The organism is Pseudochrobactrum sp. XF203 (assembly GCF_020341615.1).
GTDB lineage: Bacteria > Pseudomonadota > Alphaproteobacteria > Rhizobiales > Rhizobiaceae > Pseudochrobactrum > Pseudochrobactrum saccharolyticum.
In genome coordinates, this window is record NZ_CP084392.1 from 1,448,307 (window position 1) to 1,470,586 (window position 22,280).

The 22,280-nt window shown below is 51.4% G+C and carries 20 protein-coding genes and 1 tRNA gene; 8 read left to right on the top strand and 13 right to left on the bottom strand.

Going from position 1 to position 22,280, the window contains the following annotated elements; genetic code table 11:
• Positions 1-109: 109 nt before the first annotated feature.
• Complete coding sequence (gene topA / locus LDL70_RS06370; RefSeq protein WP_225687840.1) at positions 110-2,797, bottom strand: type I DNA topoisomerase; 2,688 nt, start codon at positions 2,795-2,797, stop codon at positions 110-112.
• A gap of 285 nt (positions 2,798-3,082) precedes the next feature.
• On the opposite strand from topA, the gene LDL70_RS06375 reads away from it, so the two are divergent.
• Complete coding sequence (locus LDL70_RS06375) at positions 3,083-3,262, top strand: hypothetical protein (RefSeq protein ID WP_022712310.1); 180 nt, start codon at positions 3,083-3,085, stop codon at positions 3,260-3,262.
• Here the strand turns inward: LDL70_RS06375 and dprA are convergent, their stop codons facing one another.
• The 4 genes from dprA to LDL70_RS06395 all read right to left on the bottom strand — a co-directional run bounded on the left by dprA (position 3,263) and on the right by LDL70_RS06395 (position 7,404).
• On the bottom strand, positions 3,263-4,453 hold the full coding sequence (gene dprA / locus LDL70_RS06380; RefSeq protein ID WP_370637814.1) for a DNA-processing protein DprA: 1,191 nt from the start codon (positions 4,451-4,453) through the stop codon (positions 3,263-3,265).
• A 3-nt stretch (positions 4,454-4,456) separates the two neighbouring features.
• The gene (gene plsY, locus LDL70_RS06385) at positions 4,457-5,068 is read right to left on the bottom strand and encodes a glycerol-3-phosphate 1-O-acyltransferase PlsY (protein WP_022712308.1); all 612 of its coding nucleotides are present in this window, start codon (positions 5,066-5,068) and stop codon (positions 4,457-4,459) included.
• 75 nt (positions 5,069-5,143) lie between these two features.
• Positions 5,144-6,430 carry a dihydroorotase gene (locus tag LDL70_RS06390; RefSeq protein WP_370637783.1) on the bottom strand — a complete coding sequence of 429 codons (1,287 nt, stop codon included), beginning with the start codon at positions 6,428-6,430 and terminating at the stop codon, positions 5,144-5,146.
• Entirely contained in the window at positions 6,430-7,404 is a 975-nt protein-coding gene (locus LDL70_RS06395; protein WP_028233959.1) for an aspartate carbamoyltransferase catalytic subunit, read from the bottom strand. The genes LDL70_RS06390 and LDL70_RS06395 overlap by 1 nt, the downstream gene beginning before the upstream one ends.
• 219 nt (positions 7,405-7,623) lie before the next feature.
• On the opposite strand from LDL70_RS06395, the gene LDL70_RS06400 reads away from it, so the two are divergent.
• Positions 7,624-9,366, top strand: a complete 1,743-nt coding sequence (locus LDL70_RS06400) for an acyl-CoA dehydrogenase family protein (RefSeq protein WP_225687852.1) — start codon at positions 7,624-7,626, stop codon at positions 9,364-9,366.
• Between the two features lie 30 nt (positions 9,367-9,396).
• Here the strand turns inward: LDL70_RS06400 and ruvX are convergent, their stop codons facing one another.
• Entirely contained in the window at positions 9,397-9,882 is a 486-nt protein-coding gene (gene ruvX / locus LDL70_RS06405; protein ID WP_225687854.1) for a Holliday junction resolvase RuvX, read from the bottom strand.
• Positions 9,883-9,981: 99 nt separating this feature from the next.
• Here ruvX and LDL70_RS06410 point away from each other — a divergent pair, with 99 nt between their 5' ends.
• On the top strand, positions 9,982-10,695 hold the full coding sequence (locus LDL70_RS06410) for a metal-dependent hydrolase (protein ID WP_225687856.1): 714 nt from the start codon (positions 9,982-9,984) through the stop codon (positions 10,693-10,695).
• Between the two features lie 62 nt (positions 10,696-10,757).
• Here the strand turns inward: LDL70_RS06410 and LDL70_RS06415 are convergent, their stop codons facing one another.
• Together LDL70_RS06415 and LDL70_RS06420 are read right to left on the bottom strand one after the other, a co-directional pair.
• Positions 10,758-11,228 carry a hypothetical protein gene (locus LDL70_RS06415; protein WP_225687858.1) on the bottom strand — a complete coding sequence of 157 codons (471 nt, stop codon included), beginning with the start codon at positions 11,226-11,228 and terminating at the stop codon, positions 10,758-10,760.
• A 23-nt stretch (positions 11,229-11,251) separates the two neighbouring features.
• On the bottom strand, positions 11,252-11,734 hold the full coding sequence (locus LDL70_RS06420) for a hypothetical protein (RefSeq protein ID WP_225687860.1): 483 nt from the start codon (positions 11,732-11,734) through the stop codon (positions 11,252-11,254).
• Between the two features lie 341 nt (positions 11,735-12,075).
• Here LDL70_RS06420 and gatC point away from each other — a divergent pair, with 341 nt between their 5' ends.
• The 4 genes from gatC (at position 12,076) to LDL70_RS06440 (ending at position 15,775) form a co-directional block, all read left to right on the top strand.
• Positions 12,076-12,363, top strand: a complete 288-nt coding sequence (gatC, locus tag LDL70_RS06425) for an Asp-tRNA(Asn)/Glu-tRNA(Gln) amidotransferase subunit GatC (RefSeq protein WP_022712301.1) — start codon at positions 12,076-12,078, stop codon at positions 12,361-12,363.
• 126 nt (positions 12,364-12,489) lie between these two features.
• Positions 12,490-13,971: an Asp-tRNA(Asn)/Glu-tRNA(Gln) amidotransferase subunit GatA gene (gene gatA / locus LDL70_RS06430; protein ID WP_022712300.1), complete on the top strand. Its 1,482-nt coding sequence runs from the start codon at positions 12,490-12,492 to the stop codon at positions 13,969-13,971.
• 6 nt (positions 13,972-13,977) lie between these two features.
• Positions 13,978-14,451 (top strand): GNAT family N-acetyltransferase, encoded by a 474-nt coding sequence (locus tag LDL70_RS06435; protein WP_225687862.1) that lies wholly within the window; start codon positions 13,978-13,980, stop codon positions 14,449-14,451.
• Positions 14,452-14,515: 64 nt separating this feature from the next.
• The gene (locus LDL70_RS06440; protein ID WP_151159212.1) at positions 14,516-15,775 is read left to right on the top strand and encodes a type VI secretion protein ImpB; all 1,260 of its coding nucleotides are present in this window, start codon (positions 14,516-14,518) and stop codon (positions 15,773-15,775) included.
• 20 nt (positions 15,776-15,795) lie between these two features.
• On the opposite strand, the gene LDL70_RS06445 is transcribed toward LDL70_RS06440, so the two are convergent.
• Entirely contained in the window at positions 15,796-16,470 is a 675-nt protein-coding gene (locus LDL70_RS06445) for a hypothetical protein (RefSeq protein ID WP_225687864.1), read from the bottom strand.
• 253 nt (positions 16,471-16,723) lie between these two features.
• On the bottom strand, positions 16,724-18,946 hold the full coding sequence (gene parE / locus LDL70_RS06450) for a DNA topoisomerase IV subunit B (protein WP_225687873.1): 2,223 nt from the start codon (positions 18,944-18,946) through the stop codon (positions 16,724-16,726).
• Positions 18,947-19,391: 445 nt separating this feature from the next.
• On the opposite strand from parE, the gene LDL70_RS06455 reads away from it, so the two are divergent.
• Positions 19,392-20,324 (top strand): DMT family transporter, encoded by a 933-nt coding sequence (locus LDL70_RS06455; RefSeq protein WP_225687875.1) that lies wholly within the window; start codon positions 19,392-19,394, stop codon positions 20,322-20,324.
• Between the two features lie 68 nt (positions 20,325-20,392).
• On the opposite strand, the gene lipB is transcribed toward LDL70_RS06455, so the two are convergent.
• The 3 genes from lipB to LDL70_RS06470 all read right to left on the bottom strand — a co-directional run bounded on the left by lipB (position 20,393) and on the right by LDL70_RS06470 (position 22,138).
• Entirely contained in the window at positions 20,393-21,136 is a 744-nt protein-coding gene (gene lipB / locus LDL70_RS06460) for a lipoyl(octanoyl) transferase LipB (RefSeq protein WP_225687877.1), read from the bottom strand.
• Positions 21,137-21,315: 179 nt separating this feature from the next.
• A complete protein-coding gene (locus tag LDL70_RS06465; protein WP_370637784.1) occupies positions 21,316-21,762 on the bottom strand; it encodes a hypothetical protein in 447 nt (148 codons plus the stop codon).
• Between the two features lie 291 nt (positions 21,763-22,053).
• Positions 22,054-22,138: transfer RNA gene (locus tag LDL70_RS06470), tRNA-Leu, on the bottom strand.
• Positions 22,139-22,280: the final 142 nt, after the last annotated feature.

Sequence of the window (22,280 nt, forward strand, 5' to 3'; positions counted from 1 at the left end):
TTAAAGCATTTCAGCACAGAATGGAAACATTTGCTGTGCCTGCGCTGATGCAAATAAAAAGGGCACCATAATAACTATGGTGCCCTCTGTTTTATGTGCTTTATGCTGCTTATTCAGCGGCATCCGCTTTTTTAGGTTTAGCGGCTGCTTTGGTCGCAGTCTTTTTAGCTGCCGGCTTTTTGGCTGCTGCCTTTTTCACCGGTTTGGCTTCATCATCCGCAGCCTTGGCTTTGGTTGTCTTCTTCGGAGCTGCCGGTTTTTTCGGTGCGGCTTTCTTCGTGGTCTTCTTGGCAGAACCGGCTTTCGCTGTAATCAGCTCCAGCGCTTCTTCCATTGTTACCGTTGCCGGATCTTTGCCCTTTGGCAGCGTGGCATTGACCTTGCCCCAATTGACATAAGGGCCGTAACGGCCGTCACGCACCGTAATTGAACCGCCATCCGGATGATCGCCGAGTGTGGCAAGCGCAGCCGGTGTCGCACGGGTGCGGCCGCCTTTAGCGGCTTTCTCCGCCAGTACAGTCACAGCGCGGTTGATGCCGATCTCAAACACATCCTCAATGCTGTCCACATTGGCGAAAGCGCCGTCATGGGCAATGTAAGGACCGTAACGGCCGAGGCTTGCGGTGATCATCTTGCCGCTTTCCGGATGCGGACCCACATCGCGCGGCAGATTGATAAGCTGCAAGGCTTTTTCCAGATCAAGTTCAGCCAGTGACCAGCCTTTCGGCAGGCTGGAGCGCTTGGCTTCCTTGCCTTCGCCGCGCTGGATATACGGGCCGAAACGGCCGGTACGCGCAGTGATATCTTCACCGGTTGCCGGATCCTGACCAAGCACTTTTGGTTCATCAGATGCAGCAGCTGCATCACCTTCGCCTTCACCACCAAGCTGACGGGTGAATTTGCACTCCGGATAGTTGGAGCAGCCGACGAAAGCACCATATTTGCCGAGCTTCAGCGAGAGATTGCCGGTGCCGCAGGTCGGGCAGATACGCGGATCCATACCGTCGCCGCGATCAGGGAAGGCAAGGGCGGAAAGCTGCTCATTGAGCGCATCCAGCACATTGGTAACACGCAGTTCTTTGGTGCTGTCGACATTGCCGGAGAAATCCTGCCAGAAGTCGCGCAGCACGTCTTTCCATGCCAGTTTGCCATCGGAAATCAGATCGAGCTTTTCTTCCAGCGCAGCTGTGAAATCATATTCCACATAGCGCTCAAAGAAGCTTTCAAGGAAAGCGGTGACCAAACGGCCTTTGGCCTGCGGGATCAGCTTGCGCTTATCCATCGTGACATAATCGCGGTCACCCAGAGTTTTCAGCGTTGCAGCATAAGTCGATGGCCGGCCGATGCCAAGCTCTTCCATGCGTTTGATGAGCGATGCTTCGGAATAGCGCGGCGGTGGTTCAGTCGAATGCTGGGTTGCGTCGATTTTCTCGCGCTTCAATGTCTCACCGGCATTGATCTGCGGCAGACGTGCGCTGTCCTCGTCTTCATCTTCTTCTTCGCGGTGATCAGTATAGGCCGCGAGAAAGCCGTTGAAGCGGACAACCGAACCATTGGCACGCAATACAGCCGAACGGGCGCCGTTTTTAGCTTCAATATCAACGACTGTGCGCTCAATATCAGCAGGCTGCATCTGACTGGCGATAGCGCGTTTCCAGATTAGCTCATAAAGGCGAGCCTGATCATCATCGAGATATTTGCGTACTTCTTTCGGATGACGGCTGAAATCGGTCGGACGTACCGCTTCGTGCGCTTCCTGAGCGTTTTTCGCTTTAGTGGAATAGTAACGCGGCTTTTCCGGCACATAATTATCGCCGAATGTCTGGCCGATTGCTTTGCGCGCAGCGGAAATCGCTTCCGGCGCCATCTGCACACCGTCAGTACGCATATAGGTAATCAGACCGGTGGTTTCACCACCAAGTTCAATACCTTCATAAAGGCGCTGCGCAACCTGCATAGTGCGCGATGCGGAGAAACCGAGCTGACCGCTGGCTGCCTGCTGCAAGGTGGAGGTGGTGAATGGCGGGCCCGGATTGCGCTTGGTCGGCTTGGCATCAACGCTCATGACATTGAAGGCCGCGCCTTCCAGCATGGTGCGGATGGCACTTGCCTGCTCTTCATTTTTAATGTCGAGCTTGCCGAGTTTCTTGCCGTCAATAACAGTCAGGCGGGCAGTGAAATTATCGCTGCGCGGTGTCTGGAGCAGGGCGGCAATATTCCAGTATTCTTCACGGATGAAGCGTTCGATCTCGGTTTCACGGTCGCAAACGAGGCGCAGTGCAACCGACTGCACGCGGCCAGCTGAGCGCGAACCCGGCAATTTGCGCCACAGAACCGGCGACAGTGTGAAGCCTACGAGATAGTCGAGCGCACGGCGTGCCAGATAAGCATCCACCAGCGGCACGTCGATTTCACGCGGATTGGCCATGGCTTCGAGCACAGCATTTTTGGTAATGGCATTGAAGACCACACGTTTGACCGGTTTGGAGCCGAGCACTTTTTTCTGACGCAGCACGTCCAGAACATGCCACGAAATTGCTTCCCCTTCGCGATCAGGGTCAGTTGCCAGAATCAGTTCGTCGCTTTCCTTGACCGCTTTGGCGATCTCGGAAAGACGTTTGGAAGAGGCCGCATCGACCTCCCAGCTCATGGCAAAATCTTCATCAGGACGAACAGAGCCGTCTTTTGCAGGCAAATCGCGGACATGACCGAAAGAGGCCAGAACCTTATAGCCTGAGCCTAGATATTTATTGATTGTTTTGGCCTTGGCGGGCGATTCAACGACAACGACATTCATATTGCGGGTCCAGATTAACGTACACAGCCGGATATGCCCGGATTGCGCCAGTATTGAAAATCATCAGGCTGGCAGGATATTTGTCATTCAAATGAACAGCGAAATCAGATTGGTCAAGAGCAAGCCACTGTTTTTTACGCAAAACAACGACAGGTTGACATTGTTTATTTTGTAATCATAGGTTGATTTCAGACATTGTACATATCAAATTTGTCTGTTCCGGTTGCAATAGAATGACATTTTATTTGGTTCTTTAATTTATATATTTAGGCTTAAGGCGGGCTCATGAAGGCAGATAAAGAGAAGTCCTATCATGAAATCATTTATGTTCATGATAAACTACTGGAATTACGTCATATTGCTCAGTCCAACCACTATCCGATGCTGGCTTATTTCATTGAAATGGCATGGGTTGAGGCATCAGATGTTTTGCGCAGCCAGTCAGGCCGGATGACGAAAAACTGATTACTGTGAGGGCAAAAGCGCAACCAGACCATTGTCGCTGCGTTGCAACTGCCCCGCGAGATCAAGCTCCAGCAATGCCAGATGCACGGCAGAGGCACTGAGACCTGTGTGGCGGATAATCACATCCGCTGAGACGGGGGTGTTGCTGAGAGCGTTGCGGATACGCTCATGATCATTGTGTGCCGGAGCAGGATTTTTACCGGTATCAAAACCGGTGCTTGCCGGTTGTTTCATCAAAATCTGTGCTGTGTCTTGATTGAACAAGGCTCCGGCCTGCATTTGTGCCGTACCGTCCTTACGTAGCATCGGCTCCAGCGCAACCAAAATATCCTGTGCTTCGGTGAGCATGATAGCGCCGTTTTTGAGCAGGGAGTTCGCACCATTCGCACGCGGATCGAGCGGCGAACCGGGTACAGCGAATACCAATCTGCCCATTTCTGCAGCCAGTCGTGCGCTGATGAGCGAGCCGGAACGCTGTGCCGCTTCAATCACTGCAAGCCCGAGCGACAGGCCGGCGATGATGCGGTTGCGGCGCGGAAAGTCCTGCGCGCGTGGCACCCAGCTCATCGGCATTTCAGTAATAATGACCCCGCCATTATCAATGATCTGGTCGAGCAGCGGAATATTTTCCGGCGGATAGGGGTGGTCAAGCCCGCCTGCCAGAACGGCAATCGTACCGGTCTCAAGGCTGGCTTTGTGCGCCGCCGTATCAATGCCGCGCGCAAAGCCGGAAACGATGGCGCAGCCGGATTGCCCGAGATCGCGAACCAGCTGGCTTGTGAAGGCGCAGGCCGTGGCGGAAGCATTACGTGCACCGACAATCGCCACCGGCGGCTTGCTGAACAGCGTTGTATCTCCAAGCACAGTTACCAGTGGCGGAGGATTGAGGATTTGTCTGAGATAGGGCGGGTATTCCGGCTCGCCCATTCCGATAAGTTTGGCACCGGCGCGTTCTATCGCTTCCAGTTCCTGTTCGGCTTCATCAATTGTATGAATGCGCAGCGGGCGTTTGGCTGTGGAGCGCACCAGTTGCGGCAGGCGCTCAAGTGCGGCAGCAGCGCTGCCGCAATAGGCGATCAGATCGCGAAAACTGGCAGGCCCGACATTATCGCTGCGGATCAGCCGCAACCAGTTGAGTCTCTGCTGATCTGAGAGACGAATTCCTTTTGACTGCGAACCCGTCTCTGCGATCATTTATTTTGATCCTATTTTGGTTTCTGTGCCGCTCAGTAACCGTTCAATATTTGCACGGTGCTTGATAAAAATTATCAGCGTCAGAACTGCAAAGAGCAGCGCTGTTTTCGTCAATCCGAGATAGAGAATAGAAAGCGGAACGATGATACAGGCGATCAGCGCTGAGAGCGAAGAATAGCGTGTGAGAAGCGCGATAACGATCCATACAGCTGCAAAAACCAGTGCACCCGGCCATGCCAGTCCCAGCAGAATACCGAGATAGGTGGCAACGCCTTTGCCGCCTTTGAAGCCAAGCCAGACCGGAAAAATATGACCGAGAAAAGCCCCGAGACCAGCGGCAAGCGCGTAATCGCGACCGAAATAGGCCGCAACCAGCACGGCGATCGTGCCTTTGAGCATATCGCAGAGCAGGGTAGCAGCGGCAATTTTCTTATTGCCGGTGCGCAACACATTGGTTGCGCCGATATTGCCGGAACCGATGGAGCGCACATCGCCCAGACCTGCCATGCGGGTGAGCAGCAAACCAAAGGGGATTGAACCGAGCAGATAGCCAAAGACCAGCGCTGCAAAAATGCCAGCCGCGCTGCCGGTGATAATCAGTGGTTCAAGCATGAAGTCCCCTCAGAGTGATTTGTCCGCGCAACCGGACAGCAGAAATTAGGCATAAAATCCGCACCAAAACAATATTTATAATGCGAAGACTGTTTTGCCGCTGACCGCGGTACGGATCACGCGACCCTGAAATTTAGCGTCTTCAAAAGAGCTGTTTTTCGAGAGTGAGTGCAATTCTTCAGCCTTTACGACCCATGGTTCATAAAGATCAACCACGGCGAAATCGGCCTTTGCACCAACTTTCAGAGTGCCTGCATCCAGACCATAGAGTTTGGCCGGAGCGGTGGAAAGCACTTCGATCAGACGCAAGAGGCTCAATGAGTCATTGTGATAGAGACGCAGCGCTGCCCCCAGCAGGGTTTCCAGTCCGATTGCACCGGCTTCCGCATCGGCAAAAGGCAGACGTTTGGTATCAACATCCTGCGGATTATGCGCGGAGACAATCACATCAATCGTGCCGTTGCGCACGGCTTCAATCATCGCCTGACGGTCATCTTCATTGCGCAGCGGCGGCGAAAGACGGAAGAATGTACGATATTCACCGATATCATTTTCATTCAGCGATAAATGATTGATCGAAACAGCAGCGCTGACTTTTGCATTGGTTTCCTTGGCTCGGCGCAGCACCTGAGCCGACATATCGCAGGAAATTTGCGCAGCGTGATAATTGCCGCCGGTCATGCTTGCTAAGCGCAGGTCACGTTCCAGCGGAATGACTTCTGCTTCACGCGGCGCACCGGAAAGGCCGAGCCAGCTGGCATAAAGCCCGCTATTCATCGCACCGCCGCCGAGATAAGGGTCGATTGTCTCATGGGCAATCACCGCACCGAAATCCTTGGCATAGGTCAGCGCACGGCGCAGCAGCAGCGTATTGGCCAGTGATTTGCGGCCTTCGGTAAAGGCAACCGCACCGGCTTCGCGCAGCAGGCCCATTTCGGTCATTTCTTCACCCAGCAAACCTCGGGTGATGGCCGCAGCCGGATGCACATTGACAATGGCGGTGTCGCGGGCAGTCCGCTTGACGAATTCGACCAGTGCCACATTATCAATCACCGGATCAGTATCCGGCATCATAATCATGGAGGTTACGCCACCGGCAGCAGCAGCCTGACTGGCCGAGGCAATAGTTTCACGATGTTCTGTACCCGGCTCACCGATAAACACGCGGCTGTCGACCAGACCCGGGATCAGTACATTGCCGTTAAGGTCGATAATCTCCGCGCCTTCCGGCGTGCCCTGATTATTGGCATCGGCACCGCTGGCGACGATAATGCCGTCCTGAACGATCAGCATGCCGGTTTCATCGAGATTGCGCGAAGGATCAATGATGCGGGCATTGGTGTAAACTGTAGTGCTCATCATCAGGCTCCAACACCGTTAAAATTTTCAGGATTTCGTCGCGGGTCAAGCAAAGCTTCCATCACGGCCATGCGAACGGCAACACCCATTTCCACCTGTTGCTGGATCACGCTTTGCGGGCCGTCAGCAATATCCGAGGCAATCTCTACACCACGGTTCATCGGGCCCGGATGCATTACCAAAGCGTCCGGCTTGGCATATTTGAGCTTTTCTTTATCCAGCCCGTAGAAGTGGAAATATTCGCGCACCGACGGCACAAAAGAGCCGCTCATGCGCTCGCGCTGCAGGCGCAGCATCATCACCACATCAGCGTCTTTCAGACCCTCTTTCATGGAGTTGAACACTTCAACGCCCATTTGTTCAATGCCGGATGGCAGCAGGGTGGATGGTGCAATCACCCGTACCCGCGCGCCCAGCGCATTGAGCAGCAGAATATTGGAGCGGGCAACGCGTGAATGCAGGACATCACCGCAGATTGCCACGATCAGACGACCGACTTTGCCTTTAGCGCGGCGGATGGTCAGCGCATCGAGCAGGGCCTGTGTCGGATGTTCATGGGCACCGTCACCGGCATTGACCACCGAGCAGCCGACTTTCTGCGCCAGAAGTGCCGCAGCACCGGCAGAAGCGTGACGGATAACCAGAATATCCGGTTGCATGGCATTGAGCGTCATCGCCGTATCAATCAGCGTTTCACCCTTTTTAACCGACGAGCTGCCGACCGACATGTTCATCACATCGGCACCGAGGCGCTTACCGGCCAGTTCAAAGGAAGATTGGGTACGGGTGGAGTTTTCAAAGAAAAGATTAATCTGCGTACGACCGCTTAGGATTGTTTTCTTTTTTTCCGGCTGGCGGGAGACAGCAACTTCACTGTCGGCCAGATCCAGCAATGTGGTAATATCGAGAGGAGAAAGACCTTTAATCCCGAGCAAATGGCGGTGGGGAAAAAGAGGCGCGGGAGATTGTTCTGTCATCACAGCTATTCCCATATATTGTTTGCAGAGAAACTTGTTTGCGGCCTTATATATGCTTTTGCGGCTTTGTCGAATAAACAGTGTGGAGAAAAATGGATTATTGAGGGGATATTTATAATTTTGCCGCAAACAATGACACAAGGCGGATATTAGAGATTCGCGTATAGATTTTTAAATACAAAAACCGGCGGCTGAAATCTCCGGCTAAATGGATGGAATATGTCGGTTAACACTCCTGCAGACGTTTCTGAAGTAACTAATCAGGCGCCGCAGCGCACCAATTATGCGCCGGATACGTCTCCATATTCCGTGACCAAAAATCTCAACGGGCAGGCTGCTCCGCAATATAATGCCTATCTGAGTGATCCGCTGTTGCTGCAATGTGCAGCGCGCTTTCCGGAAAGCCTGCAAAAAGAGTTAGAACAGACCGGCCGTTTTGTCTTGTCTGCGGATGCGCAGGAAATGGCGCGTCTTGCCAATTCCGAAGTACCGCGCTTGCAAACCCATGACCGTCAGGGCAACCGCATCGATCAGGTGGAATATCATCCGGCCTATCATGCTTTGATGCGCCGTTCCGTTGCGCATGGCCTGCACTCATCCATCTGGGAAAACAGCCCGCAACAATCTCCGGAAGCAGGGCGCCGCCATCAGGCGCGTGCAACACGTTTTTATCTGACTGCACAGCTTGAATGCGGTCATCTTTGCCCGCTGACCATGACAAGCGCATCACTTGCAGTGCTGATGACCTCTCCGGCGCTTTATGATGAATGGTCGCCGCGTATCCTCACCCGTAAATATGACTCGTCCAACAAGCCGCCGGTTAAAAAAGCCGGTCTGACGCTTGGTATGGGCATGACAGAAAAGCAGGCCGGCACCGATGTGCGTGCCAATACCACCCGTGCCGATCATGCGGGTAATGGCGTCTATCGTCTCAACGGCCATAAATGGTTTATGTCCGCGCCGATGTCAGATGCCTTTATGGTGCTGGCGCAGGCCAATGGACAGGCTGCCGGTGATAACAAGTCCGGCCTGTCCTGTTTCCTTGTGCCACGTTTATTGTCTGATGGCAGCGGCAACGGCTTCCGCTTCCAGCGTTTGAAAGACAAGCTCGGCAACCGCTCCAATGCATCTTCCGAAGTGCAGTTTGAAAATGCGCTCGGCCAGATGGTCGGAGAGCCGGGGCAGGGTGTGAAGACCATTATTGATATGGTGACACTGACCCGTCTGGATTGTGCTGTCGCCTCCGCCGGTTTGATGCGTGCCGGTATGAGTGAAGCTGTTCACCATGCCCGTCACAGAAGTGTCGGCGGTGTGCCGCTGATTAATCAGCCGCTGATGCAGCGTGTTCTGGCGGATATGTCGCTGGATGTGGCGGCTGCAACTGCTCTGTCACTGCGCCTTGCCCGTGCTTTTGACATGGCAGCCAATGATCGTATGGAAGCTGCTTTTGCCCGTGTTATGACACCTGTGGTCAAATATTGGGTGGCAAAAATTGCACCGGCGCTGCTCTATGAAGCGATGGAATGTCTCGGCGGCAATGGCTATGTCGAAGAAAATCCGCTGGCACGGCTTTATCGCGAGGCTCCGGTCAATGCGATCTGGGAAGGTTCCGGCAATGTAATGGCGCTGGATATTGTGCGTGTATTGCACCGCGCACCACGTTTGTTTGACGATGTGCTGGAGTGGATCGGCACACAGCTTGGCCGTCGCGGTCAGGGGACTGTTGCGGTGTTACGCGCTGCGATGCAGGTGACCATGACCGATGAAGGTGCTGCACGTATGCTCACCGAGCAGATGGCACTGGCGGCCAGTGCTGCCTGCCTGAAAGAACTCGGTGCGGATGATATCGGCGATGCCTTTATCGAAACCCGTCTTGGTGGTCAGTGGCGTACGACCTATGGCATGATTGATGCCCGTCATGACGCGCTGGGCATTATCAACGCACTCTATCCGCAGGAATAAGCTGCAACCGGCTCATTGACGGACGGCTGACTAATCCTGCTCACTGTCACGGCGCAGCATATGCAGCCGGTCAAGTGCCCCCTGCAAAATGAACGAGGCGGCAGCGGAATCAATCCGCTCTGCGCGTTTAGCGCGGGAAACATCCATACCGATCAAAGCGCGCTCTGCAGCGACCGTTGAAAGTCGCTCATCCCAATAGATAAACGGAATATCGGTGAGCTTTTCCATATTGCGTACAAAAGCGCGGGTGGCCTGCACACGCGGTCCTTCTGTGCCGTCCATATTGACCGGCAGGCCGATAACCACGGCTGAAATCTTTTCTTTTTGCAGCAATTCCAGCAGTTCCTGCGCATCCAGCGTGAATTTGCGTCGTTTCAGAACGGGGCGCGGATGGGAGAAGGAAAGTCCGAGATCAGAGACAGCGATGCCGATGGTTTTGGTACCCAGATCAAGACCGGCAACCAGCTGACCATAGCTCAGGCTTGCCGCAAGCTCTTCAATTGTTGATACAGCCATATCTCGTTTCCTGATCCGGTAATGTCATACTATATTGCTAAGACAGCGCAGTGCATTCTAACTGTGCCTATAACAATATGCATCGGCAAAGGGAATATCATGAAAATCACCTGGCTCGGCCATTCTGCTTTCCGCGTTGAAACTTCGCAGGCGGTCATTCTGATCGACCCTTTCATCAGTCAGAGCCCGACCGGTTCCGTTTTGGATTTTGCTGAAGTGACCAAAGGCGTGACGCATATTGCACTGACACACGGCCACGGCGATCATGTCGGCGACACCATTCGCATCGCAAAAGAAACAGGCGCAACGGTTATCGCCAATGCTGATCTTTGTGACTGGCTGGAGTATCGTGGTGTCGCGAAAGTCGATCCGACGAATACCGGTGGTACAGTTTTTCACAACGGATTTTCTGTAACATTCGTCAATGCGCTGCATTCTTCCTCAAGTTTGACAGAAGACGGTATTTCCCATTCGCTTGGTAATGCCAATGGCTTGGTGTTCCATTTTGATGATGAGGGCGCACCGGTGCTTTATCATATGGGGGATACGGATATTTTCTCCGATATGGCGCTGATTAATGAATTGCATCAGCCGGAGATTGCTCTGGTGCCGGTCGGTGACCGCTTTACCATGGGCGGTGCAGTGGCCGCATTGGCCTGTCAGCGTTATTTCCCTGCACTCAAAACAGCTATTCCATGCCACTTCGGCACATTCGGTCTGCTGGATGCAACTGCTGATGATTTTGTACACGGTATGGAAAAGACCTCCACGGAAGTTAAGGTTCTGGAAGTCGGTGGTAGTTTGACAGTTTGATCAACTCTCCCCGCCTGACAAAAAAAGACGGGGGGAATTTCACATATTGCTTAGAAATAAATTTATACAATTAAGAAATTGATTGTCCATTTCTTATTACTTGGATTGCGGACGCCGGATTGGAGATAAACTAAATCCGTATCTTCGTCGTGTGCAAGGGCATACTCTGTATTATCAATTGTTGTATAAATATTGCATGTGTTCTCATCTATTTTAACGAGTTCAAATTTTGTTGCTTGTATAGGGGTGACGTTTGTTACTAAGCCTAAGCTAATTGTACCGTTGGTCGCAGTTACGGATAATGCTTGAACAAAACCACCCGCTCCAGGATTGTAAAGTACAGATGTTTTTGGCGTGGTGCCGCTTAAGTCCTGGATAGAATTCGCATTTGTAAAATCGATATTATTATTATCGATGATTGCATTTGCGGTTAAATTGTATCCTGTATATGTTCCGGTAGTTAATGGTGATGTTGGATTTCCTGCTAAATATTGATTTTGATATGATTTTGGTTTCAAACTAAATATGAACATTTTTTATCCTTTTGTATTATTTTTTATTCATAAAACTCAATGAGCCAAAGCTTTTCATTTGGCCAAAGTGAATTGCTGGAGCTGTAAATTATGTTTCCGTCTGTTGTGGCGGTTAATAAGTAATTATTTTGTACATCGTTTAAATAATCTATACTTTGGTTTGGATTTGTGAATACAAAACATGTGTTAAATCCGGTAAGCATAATATAGTATTTTGGTGCATCTTTTGGTGCAACATTAGAATCTAGAAATGTATCTCTGTTTCCGCGATTATTGGCAATCATGTCAGCATTAATAAACCCATTGGCGTCTGGGCAGTATATTTCTGAAGGTATTGATGGGTAATATTCATGTGAAATAATTTGAGATGTAATGAATAATCTTGAGTAATTTTCACTTGTTTTATTTATGAATAGTTTATTTTTACCTTGTCCAATTGCATTATTTGATACTGACAAGTATGAATATTTATCGTATATCGGCTTTAAACTAAAAACAAACATCATAAATCCTTTTTTTGTTTTTATTTTAAATTTAAAGTAATAATATATTATCTCGCATAAAAAATGTATGTGGTAGTATTAGTTTTTATTTAATATATTTCACCTGTTTGTTTTAACAGGTGCGCTCTCATTCTGGCTTTTGGAGATAGGTATTGCATAAAGCACGTCACATCTCTCGGTGAGTGGAGTAATTCACAAAACGGATAAGGCTGAAAATTCAAGTCAAATATTGCACTTGGGCGGGTGCAGGGTTATAGCCGGAATAAGAGAAATTCCTTGCGGGCTGTATTCATGCCGGACGACCGGCAGCGATCACCGCATTTTCGCATTTATCGGAGAACGACATGTCCGTCGATTTAACTACAGTCAAGCGCGTTGCGCATCTTGCCCGTATTGCGGTCAATGAAGAACAAGCCGAGAAAATGACCGGTGAACTCAATGTTATTCTGGGCTTTGTGCAATCGCTCGACAGTGTGAATGTCGATGGCGTGGAGCCGATGACCTCAGTTATTCCGACCGCCATGCGTCTGCGTGAAGACAAGGTGTCTGACGGCAATATCGCTTCGGAAATCGTATCCAATGCACCAATCACCGAAGAAAACTTCTTCATGGTGCCAAAAGTTATCGAATAATCCCCGCCCTGATCCATCCGACTGCTGTTTCCTGTTTCAATATGAGCTGTAACTGCTCCCGACGCGAAGTCCGGTTTTTGAAATGGTGCGGACAGCACATGAAAAGCCCTGAACAGGATTGATAGAATGACTGATTTAACCGCACTCACCATTGCCGAGGCGCGTGACAAGCTGAAGGCCAAAGCCTTTACCGCAACCGAACTGGCCGATGCCTATCTCAAGGCGATTGATGAAGCGAATGGTGCGATCAATGCCTATGTCAGCGTTACCCATGATAAAGCCCGTTCGATGGCCAAGGCTTCGGATGAACGTCTGGCAAAAGGCGAGGCCGGTGCGCTGGAAGGTATTCCGCTGGGCGTAAAAGACCTGTTTGCAACCAAAGGCGATCATACGCAGGCCTGTTCGCATATTCTCGATGGCTTCAAACCGGATTATGAATCGACTGTTACTGCCAATCTCTGGGCAGACGGTGCGGTTATGCTCGGCAAGCTGAATATGGACGAGTTCGCAATGGGCTCCTCCAATGAAACCTCCTATTACGGCCCTGTGGTCAGCCCTTGGCGCGCAGAAGGCTCGGAAGAGAAGCTGGTTCCGGGCGGTTCTTCCGGTGGTTCTGCTGCGGCTGTGGCTGCACGCCTGTGCGCCGGTGCAACTGCAACCGATACCGGTGGTTCGATCCGTCAGCCTGCGGCTTTCACCGGTACTGTTGGTATCAAGCCGACTTATGGCCGTGTTTCCCGTTGGGGCACAATTGCTTTCGCATCGTCGCTCGATCAGGCAGGCCCGATTGCCCGTGATGTGCGTGACAGCGCAATTCTGCTGAAATCCATGGCATCTGTTGATCTGAAAGATACAACTTCTGTTGATCTGCCGGTTCCTGATTATGAAGCAGCGCTTGGCAAATCCGTAAAAGGCATGAAAATCGGTATTCCGCGCGAATATCGCATTGATGGTATGCCTGCGGAGATCGAAAAGCTCTGGGCGCAGGGCGTTCAGTGGCTGAAAGATGCCGGTGCGGAAGTTGTTGACATTTCGCTGCCGCATACCGAGCAAGCACTGGCTGTTTATTACATTGTGGCACCGGCTGAAGCATCGTCGAACCTCGCACGTTATGACGGCGTTCGTTACGGCCTGCGTGTACCGGGTAAAGACATTGTTGAAATGTACGAAAACACCCGTGCAGAAGGTTTCGGCAAGGAAGTCAAACGCCGCATCATGATCGGCACTTATGTGCTGTCAGCCGGTTATTATGACGCCTATTACGTCAAGGCGCAGAAAATCCGCACATTAATCAAGAAAGATTTTGAAGATGTGTTTGCTGCCGGTGTGGATGCAATCCTGACACCAGCAACGCCATCCGCGGCCTTCAAGCTGGGCGACAAGGAACTGGCCGCTGATCCGGTGAAAATGTATCTCAATGATATCTTCACCGTTACTGTGAACATGGCTGGCCTGCCGGGTATTTCCGTACCTGCCGGTCTGTCCGAAAATGGTCTGCCGCTTGGTCTCCAGCTGATTGGCCGCCCGTTTGAGGAAGAAGCACTGTTTCAGGCAGCTCATGTGATTGAGCAGGCTGCAGGCCAGTTCGCGCCTAAACGCTGGTGGTAACACCGCATGCAGCTCCGGCAGGCAACAAACGCTGATCTGGCGATGATTGCCCGTATCGGAGCTGATGCATGGGCTTCCCACATATTCAGTCATGAAACAGAAGAGCCGGATCAGCGCAGACGCGCTGAACTGGCTTTTTTGCATTCAGCGCAGGATTATCTGGATTATATTCTCGTCGCTGAACAGGATGGCGTGATTTGCGGCTGGGGCGCACGCGATACCAATCAGAATTATATATCTGATATCTGGGTGGATCCGGCGCATCACGGGCAGGGCATCGGTACATTGCTGGTTGATGCATTGCTGGCACAAATTGTTATGCTCGGATTTCAGACTGCGGAAATCGGCACCCATGCACGCAATTTACCTGCAATAAAGCTTTATGAGAAATGCGGTTTCCGGATTATCCGCCGCTATGAAGAATGGTCAGACAGTCTGGCGCGGGTTGTGGAAAAGGTGAAAATGCAGGCTGATCTGTAATTCAGGCTTGCCAAAATCATTTAATGTTCTTATTTTGTTCTGTGATAGTTGCGGAACAAAACCCATGCGTAAACCTGATCTGCCGGAACGGCTTTATCTCGATTTTGACAGTTTTTTTGCCAGTGCCGAGCAGCAGATGAATCCTGCTTTGCAGGGCAGGCCGGTGGGCGTTGTGCCTCATGCCAGTGAATTTACCGGTCTGATTGCGGCCAGTAAGGAGGCGAAGAAGCTTGGTCTGAAAACCGGCACATCGGTACGTGAGGCACGGGCAATCTGCCCTGAAATTGCGATTGTGGAAGCGCGGCCGGATGAATATGTCAAACTTCATCACAAAATACTGGATATTATTGATACGGTGCTGCCGATAGGCAGCGTGCGCTCAATTGACGAATTGGTTTGTCGTCTGCTGCCGTCGGAGTCCCGACAGGCGGAGGCTTTAGGGCTGGCGATTAAAGCGGCATTGCGTGAAAAGCTAGGCTCAGCACTGACCTGTTCTATAGGCGTTGCTCCCAATGAGCTATTGGCCAAAATTGCTGCGGAAATCGACAAGCCGGACGGCTTGGTGATTGTGCGGCCGGAAGATATTCCGCATCGTTTTTTAGGGCTGAAACTGCGTGATCTTCCGGGCATTGCCGCAGGCGTGGAGGCACGTTTACTCCGCTCCGGTATTGCGACGGTTGAAGAACTCTGGAAGATCAGTCCGAAACAAGGGCGCGCGATCTGGAATAGTGTTGAAGGCGAGCGTTTCATCGCCGGATTACATGGCTATGCGGTGGAGAAACAGGAAACGCATCGCCGTATGTTCGGCCATGGCCGTGTGTTGCCACGGGACTGGCGCCAGCCGGATAAGATACTGCAATGCGCGCGGCTGCTCTGTATGAGTGCCTCGCGCCGTTTGCGTAAAGAGCATTATCGTGCCGGTGCTCTGGTCTATGGCTGGCGGATCAAGGGGCAGGAATCCGTCTCGGTTGAAGGTGTGTTCCCGCCGTCACGGGACGATCATTGTTTTCTCACCTGTCTCTCGCAGTTGCACCGGCGACTGCTGATGCACCCGTCGTTTCGCAAGGCTGATTTCCGGCAGGTCAAGAATGTGCATATTTATCTGCATCATCTGTCCGGTGAGGTGGTCGACAGTCATGATTTGTTTGATGAGCCGCAAGACAAGCAGCGTCAGCAGCGCTGGGAACAGGTTTCAGATACGCTTGACCGCGTACGCAAACAATTCGGTTCGGATGTTCTGAGCCTCGGACCATCTATTGCCCCCGGCTCTTATATTGGCGGTAAGATCGCTTTTGGCCGCATTCCTGATCTGGATGATTATTGATCTGCTTTGATGCAGACTGCTTAAACGCAGTCAGACGGGGCAAGTTCCGGTTGAAAAAGAATGTCGGCCTGGCCTGAGAGTGCCTCAAAATACGGCATAGTATATGTCTGCCTGAGGCGTTCCATAGACATAAAATGACCGGTATTGCCGTTGGATCGTTTGTGTCCGCGCTGCATCGTAACTTCAACCGGAGCATCAACCAGAATGGTGAGGTCTAATGCAGTGCTTATCGGTTCATGAAGAAGATAAATACCATCGCATAACACAATGGACGGAGCGTTTTCAGGCAGAGCAATATTGTAATGCCCGTCCAGATCGCCAGTTTTCCCGTTCCATGCGCGATTATAGCTGTAATGTCCGTGCGCTCTTAATGCGTGGATGGCAGCTATTATATCATCATAGGCATACCAGTTCTGGGGATTTTCAGTAAAAGCGATATGCTCTGTTATGCCCGAAGTATAGGCCCTATCAATACTAGCCTGACGGTCAGCATGGCTGTGTGAAGAGAAGCGGTCACAGCTCAGATGTACAATATTGAAACCTGATAGTGCTGTGAGCTGCCGGCATAAGGTGGTTTTTCCGGCTCCTGCTAATCCGCATATTCCGGCAACTAAAATATTCTTATTGGCCGCTTCAGACACAAGTTGCTGCCGGAGTTCATCAATTGTCCGGATTATGAATTTCGCGGCGCACATCAGCGGCTCCGGTTGAACGGTCTTGGCAATTCTGATCAGAATATATTGCCAGAGTTGGAGCGCATCCCCAAAAGCGTGAAGCGCCTATGCAGGGAAATCAGTTCACCGGAATGATTTCTTGTCCTGTTTCGACCGGAACAAGATGCGTGTAAAATCAACAGGGCGGTTCTGACATTTCCGTATTCACCGGAACCGCTCCGAAGCGACGTATGCAATATCACCAATGTACAAGGCGAAGCCTTGGTATAAAGCCTTAAATGTCCAGTTCCTGAACGAACTCAGCATTTTCCTGAATGAAGCGGAAGCGGGCTTCCGGCTTGGTGCCCATCAGGTCATCTACCGTAGATTTGGTCGAGCCGTTTTCATCTTCCACCAGATCCACGCGCAGCAAAGTACGTTTTTTAGGATCCATGGTCGTTTCTTTAAGCTGGTCGGCACGCATTTCGCCAAGACCCTTAAAGCGGCCGATTTCGATCTTGCCTTTGCCGGTAAACACAGTGCGCATCAACTCATCTTTATGCGCATCATCGCGGGCATAGGCAACTTTACCACCCTGACTGAGGCGGTAAAGCGGAGGCACTGCAAGATAGAGATGCCCGCCGGTAATCAGCTGCGGCATTTCCTGATAGAAGAAAGTGATGAGCAGCGATGCAATATGCGCACCATCGACGTCAGCATCCGTCATGATGATGATGCGGTCATAACGCAGATCATCTTCACGATAATTCTTGCGCGTACCGCAGCCGAGTGCCTGCACCAGATCACCGATCTGCTGGTTGGCTGTCAGCTTGTCACGCCCTGCGCTGGCCACGTTGAGGATTTTACCGCGTAGCGGCAAGATCGCCTGATTGGTACGGTTACGCGCCTGTTTTGCAGAGCCGCCCGCCGAGTCACCCTCAACGATAAACAATTCCGCACCGGCAGCCGAATTCTGTGAGCAGTCAGCCAGCTTGCCCGGCAGACGCAATTTGCGTGTTGCAGTCTTACGGGTGGTTTCTTTTTCCTGACGGCGGCGCAGACGCTCTTCCGCACGTTCAACAACCCAGTCGAGCAGTTTGGAAGCTTCCTGCGGGGAGGCTGCCAGCCAGTGGTCGAACGGATCGCGGATCGCATTTTCCACGATGCGCTGCGCTTCAACAGTTGCCAGCTTGTCTTTAGTCTGACCGACAAATTCCGGCTCGCGGATGAAAACCGACATCATACCGGCGGCAGAAATCATCACGTCATCAGTGGTAATCACCGAAGCGCGTTTATTATTGGTCAGTTCCGCATAGGCTTTGAGACCGCGTGTCAGCGCCAGACGCAGACCCGCTTCATGCGTACCGCCTTCGCCGGTCGGAATGGTGTTACAATAGGAATGAACGAAGCTGTCGCCGCCATACCATGCAATGGCCCATTCAACGGCACCGTGACCGCCTTGTTTTTCGGTCTTGCCGGAGAAAATCTCTCTGGTGACCATAAATTCTTTGCCGAGCGAGGCGGCGAGGAAGTCCTTCAGACCACCCGGAAAATGGAAAACAGCTTTTTCCGGAATGCCTTTTTTCGGATCGAGCAAAGACGGGTCGCAGGACCAGCGAATTTCAACGCCACCGAACAGATAGGCTTTTGAGCGCGCCATACGGTAAAGGCGCTCAGGATCAAATTTCGCATTCTTGCCGAAAATATCCGGATCGGGATGGAAGCGAACACGCGTACCGCGACGGTTATGCACTTCTCCCAGTTCTTCCAGATCGCCCAATGGCAGGCCGCGCGAAAAGCGCAGACGATAGAGACGACGGGCACGCGCCACTTCGACTTCCAGCAGGTCGGACAGCGCATTGACCACCGAAACACCCACGCCGTGCAAACCGCCGGAGGTTTCATAGGCTTTGCCGTCAAATTTACCACCCGCGTGAAGCTTGGTCATAATCACTTCAAGCGTGGATTTGCCCGGCACCTGCGGGTGGTTTTCAACCGGAATACCGCGTCCGTTATCGCTGACAGTCAGGAAGCCTTCAGCATCGAGATTAACATCAATGAAATTGGCATGACCGGCAACAGCTTCGTCCATCGCATTGTCGATGACTTCGGCAAACAAATGGTGCAGTGCTTTTTCGTCGGTACCACCGATATACATGCCCGGACGTAAGCGCACCGGTTCCAGCCCTTCAAGAACACGAATGGCGGAAGCGTTATAATCGCTGCCATCGGAACTTGCCGGAGCAGAGCGGAGTTCCGCGACAGGTGCAGAAGTCGGAGCGGGGCGAAGCTCTGCGACTGGTTTTGAATCCGCAGGGCGCAGCTCCGTGGCAGGCTTAACAACAGCAGGTTTCACGGCAGGCGCAGGACGCAACTCTGCTGCCGGCTTTGCGACAGGTGCAGGCTCAAGAGGGGACGAAACAGTTTCGGCAACACTGACCGGAGATTCAGACTGTATCGCCTGACGTCCGCGTGCATTGCTGAGAATATTCGAAAAAAGATCGTCGCTATTATCCATGTGAAATGGCTGGCCTGTTCGTTCAAATAGATACGGAGCATTTTGCTGCTGAAAGAATGCTTCAGCTTCGCATAAATGCGGGAAAACAAAGTTACGAAACGGATTTTCTGTTTCAGGAAAACCGGAACCGCTTCGGAATTACGGAAAATCGAATCACAGATAGTTTGGCATGTTTATATCGCTAAAGCGATAAAGGTTCTCTTTACGTTCCTGTTTAAATGCCGGTAATCCTGACTTTTCCGCAGATTTATTTTGTTTGAACAATTATATCGGAATTGTCAAATCATGCCGCAACCAATCCGCGACAGCATAGCGGGCTCTGTGTCCTTATAGTGACGGTTTGGCACAATCAGACAAGGGGCGGGAGAGAGTGGTTGCTTAAACATATAAGCCGTGATGAGAACAGAGAATGAAATGAAGGCGGCTCTGCCGCAGGGGAATGAAAATGCAAGACCGGTTACAGCCGCATGTGCGCGGAATGATTACGATGATCTGTGCCATGCTTATTGTGCCGCTTATGGATGCAACCGGCAAATGGCTGGCAATGGAAGAGAATATTCCGCCTGCCACCATCAGTTTCATGCGTTTCTTTGTGCAGGGGCTGATTAGCTTAGGTGCAATTGTCCTGTTCAGTCGCGGACTTGGCCTTAAAACTGAGCATCTCTGGGGTAATCTGTTTCGTGGCTGTCTGCTTGCTCTCGGCAGCCTGTGCTTTTTTACGGCGGTAAAATATATGCCGCTGGCCGATGCGCTGGCCGTGTTCTTTGTTGAACCGCTCATTCTCACAGTTCTTTCGATGATTTTTCTCAATGAGAAGGTGGGCTGGCGTCGTCTCAGTGCCGTGCTTGTTGGCCTGCTCGGAACCGTGATCGTGATTCAACCAAGCTGGAGCGTGTTTGGCTGGGTATCGGTTCTGCCGATGATTTCAGCTTTTCTGTTTGCAGTTTATCTGGTGCTGAACCGTAAATTCGGCCTCAATGAGCGTCCCGTCGTCATGCAGCTTTATGCCGGTATCGGCGGCAGTATCATGGGGCTTGCTGTTATGATCTTCGGTGAGGCCGCGGCTATTCCCGATCTGCAATTTGTACTGCCTACCTCGCTGTTCCCGTGGTTCATGCTGATTATGATCGGCGTCTTTGCAGCCAGCGGCCATTTGCTGGTGGTGCAGGCATTTCAGCTGGCACCGGCATCTATTCTCGCGCCATTTCAATATGTCGAAATCGTTATGGCCGTGACTGTTGGGCTGATCTTTTTCGGGGATTTCCCAAGCCTGTCAAAATGGTTCGGCATCGCCATTATTATCGGCTCTGGTATTTATGTGTTCATCCGCGAGCAAAAGCGCAGTGCGGAAGCGGAGAAGGCAATGCTTTCCGTATGAGCGAAAAAGAAAGGCGGCTCAAAAGCCGCCTTTATCATTTTAAAATAATATGTTGTTTGATGTTTTTATTATTTCACATCACCAAAAACATCATTGAAACTTTGCTTCAACGCCACATCCAGATCATCCATCGAAACGGGTAATCCCAGATCGACAAGGCTGGTCACGCCATGTTCGGCAATGCCGCAGGGAACAATACCGCCGAAATTTTCAAGCTGCGGCTCTACATTGATGGAGATGCCGTGAAAGCTGACCCAGCGACGCAAACGAATACCGATTGCAGCAATCTTGTCTTCAGCCATTGAGCCATCGGCGAGGCGCGGTTTTTCAGGGCGTATAACCCAGACACCCACGCGGTCTTCGCGGCGCTCACCTTTGACATTAAAGCTGTCGAGCGTGCGGATAATCCATTCTTCAAGTGCAGCCACAAAGGCACGAATATCTTCGCGGCGCCGTTTCAGATCCAGCATAACGTAGGCAACGCGCTGCCCCGGACCATGATAGGTAAACTCACCGCCGCGCCCCGTCTTGTAAACCGGAAAACGATCAGGTGAGAGCAGGTCTTCTTCGCGGGCACTGGTGCCTGCAGTATAAAGCGGCGGGTGTTCCACAAGCCAGACCAGCTCATTAGCTGTACCGTCACGAATGGCTGCGACGCGGGCTTCCATAAACGCTTCAGCATCCGGATAGGCTGTGAGGCCATTGGCAACCAGCCATTCAACAGGCGGAGAGCCGTCAGCAGCCTGAAAACGTGCAGATAGATCATTACGGTTTGTCGCGGGGCGACTCTGTGCAGGGGAATTTTCTGTCATGATGGCATTCAGGTAGAGATTACAGCTCAAAAAATCCAGATGGCAAATTGACCGCTTTTATTTGAAAGGCTCTACTCTGTGCGCATCAGATGTCGTAATGGCAAGAGCAACATCACTATCGCCATGTCGCTGTGTAAATGACGAAACTGCAGCAATGGGACATGGATGTTGTGCAGGCTTTACTCTGTATCCTTTAGCCAATAGTGCTCACGAATATTTTGAGCGTTTTTAATCACGAATTCTGCAATTTGTGGGTCTCCGCCTTCAAATGTTTCAGGATCAGCGCCACACAGAAGTGCGTATAACTGCTGATGCGCTAAGGCGATATAATAATCCTGTGGCGGTGCATCTTCGTCGATTCCGGCTGCTTTTAATTCATTCGCCGTTTGTACGTAGGCATCACTGAGAGATTTCTTGATCGCAAGCATCATCCTGCGTTCATTTTGTGCTTTGATGTCGGAGTATTTCTCTTCCATTGAAGGTGTCAGTGAGTTGCGTGTGCTCAAAGGGGCTTCCTTAGCTGAAAGTGCAATAGTGATAATCAAGTCATAAAATATGCGGATGGTGAAATTGTGCCGCACCTTATCGATCACCAGTGTTTGGGTAAAGCGAGTCATTTTGCCCATAAAGGCTGCTGTCGCAGGCCTGTATCAGCGACGGTGTCAACGATCTGCTTATTGGTAATTATCGAAGAGGCTTAGCACTCAAGTATATGCAGAGGAGGGCTCAGGTATGTTTCTTTATAAAAAAAAGGCCATCTCAACTAATCTGACAAGGTGGGGGCTTGTTTCAAATTAGGAAGTAAAATCAATAGGTGTTTTAGAATAAAGGATAGAGGATAGAGGGGAAACGCATTTAATAAGCTTCAATAGATCGTTGCTATTGTTAGCTTTTTCTTCCTGATTGTAAGGAGAGAATGGTGCGGTCGAGAAGACTCGAACTTCCACGGGTTGCCCCACAGCGACCTCAACGCTGCGCGTCTACCAATTCCGCCACGACCGCACTGTGTGGTAGAAACCGAACTGCTTCGGTGAGGGCGATGTAGCAAATCACTATTGCAGTGACAAGGGTCTTATATTCAATAATTTCAAACGGTTTCAGAGTTTCCTTAAGGTGACACTCGAATGATTGTTTTTCAGTCTTT

Excerpts from the sequence above, each read along its gene's own strand:
- LDL70_RS06400 (WP_225687852.1), top strand. The coding sequence starts at position 7,624 with ATGTCGGTTAACACTCCTGCAGACGTTTCTGAAGTAACTAATCAGGCG.
- parE (WP_225687873.1), bottom strand. The coding sequence starts at position 18,946 with ATGGATAATAGCGACGATCTTTTTTCGAATATTCTCAGCAATGCACGC.
- LDL70_RS06410 (WP_225687856.1), top strand. The coding sequence starts at position 9,982 with ATGAAAATCACCTGGCTCGGCCATTCTGCTTTCCGCGTTGAAACTTCG.
- plsY (WP_022712308.1), bottom strand. The coding sequence starts at position 5,068 with ATGCTTGAACCACTGATTATCACCGGCAGCGCGGCTGGCATTTTTGCA.
- ruvX (WP_225687854.1), bottom strand. The coding sequence starts at position 9,882 with ATGGCTGTATCAACAATTGAAGAGCTTGCGGCAAGCCTGAGCTATGGT.
- LDL70_RS06415 (WP_225687858.1), bottom strand. The coding sequence starts at position 11,228 with ATGTTCATATTTAGTTTGAAACCAAAATCATATCAAAATCAATATTTA.
- LDL70_RS06445 (WP_225687864.1), bottom strand. The coding sequence starts at position 16,470 with ATGTGCGCCGCGAAATTCATAATCCGGACAATTGATGAACTCCGGCAG.
- topA (WP_225687840.1), bottom strand. The coding sequence starts at position 2,797 with ATGAATGTCGTTGTCGTTGAATCGCCCGCCAAGGCCAAAACAATCAAT.
- LDL70_RS06375 (WP_022712310.1), top strand. The coding sequence starts at position 3,083 with ATGAAGGCAGATAAAGAGAAGTCCTATCATGAAATCATTTATGTTCAT.
- LDL70_RS06390 (WP_370637783.1), bottom strand. The coding sequence starts at position 6,430 with ATGATGAGCACTACAGTTTACACCAATGCCCGCATCATTGATCCTTCG.
- gatC (WP_022712301.1), top strand. The coding sequence starts at position 12,076 with ATGTCCGTCGATTTAACTACAGTCAAGCGCGTTGCGCATCTTGCCCGT.
- LDL70_RS06465 (WP_370637784.1), bottom strand. The coding sequence starts at position 21,762 with ATGGGCAAAATGACTCGCTTTACCCAAACACTGGTGATCGATAAGGTG.
- gatA (WP_022712300.1), top strand. The coding sequence starts at position 12,490 with ATGACTGATTTAACCGCACTCACCATTGCCGAGGCGCGTGACAAGCTG.
- LDL70_RS06440 (WP_151159212.1), top strand. The coding sequence starts at position 14,516 with ATGCGTAAACCTGATCTGCCGGAACGGCTTTATCTCGATTTTGACAGT.
- LDL70_RS06395 (WP_028233959.1), bottom strand. The coding sequence starts at position 7,404 with ATGACAGAACAATCTCCCGCGCCTCTTTTTCCCCACCGCCATTTGCTC.
- lipB (WP_225687877.1), bottom strand. The coding sequence starts at position 21,136 with ATGACAGAAAATTCCCCTGCACAGAGTCGCCCCGCGACAAACCGTAAT.
- LDL70_RS06435 (WP_225687862.1), top strand. The coding sequence starts at position 13,978 with ATGCAGCTCCGGCAGGCAACAAACGCTGATCTGGCGATGATTGCCCGT.
- LDL70_RS06455 (WP_225687875.1), top strand. The coding sequence starts at position 19,392 with ATGCAAGACCGGTTACAGCCGCATGTGCGCGGAATGATTACGATGATC.
- LDL70_RS06420 (WP_225687860.1), bottom strand. The coding sequence starts at position 11,734 with ATGATGTTTGTTTTTAGTTTAAAGCCGATATACGATAAATATTCATAC.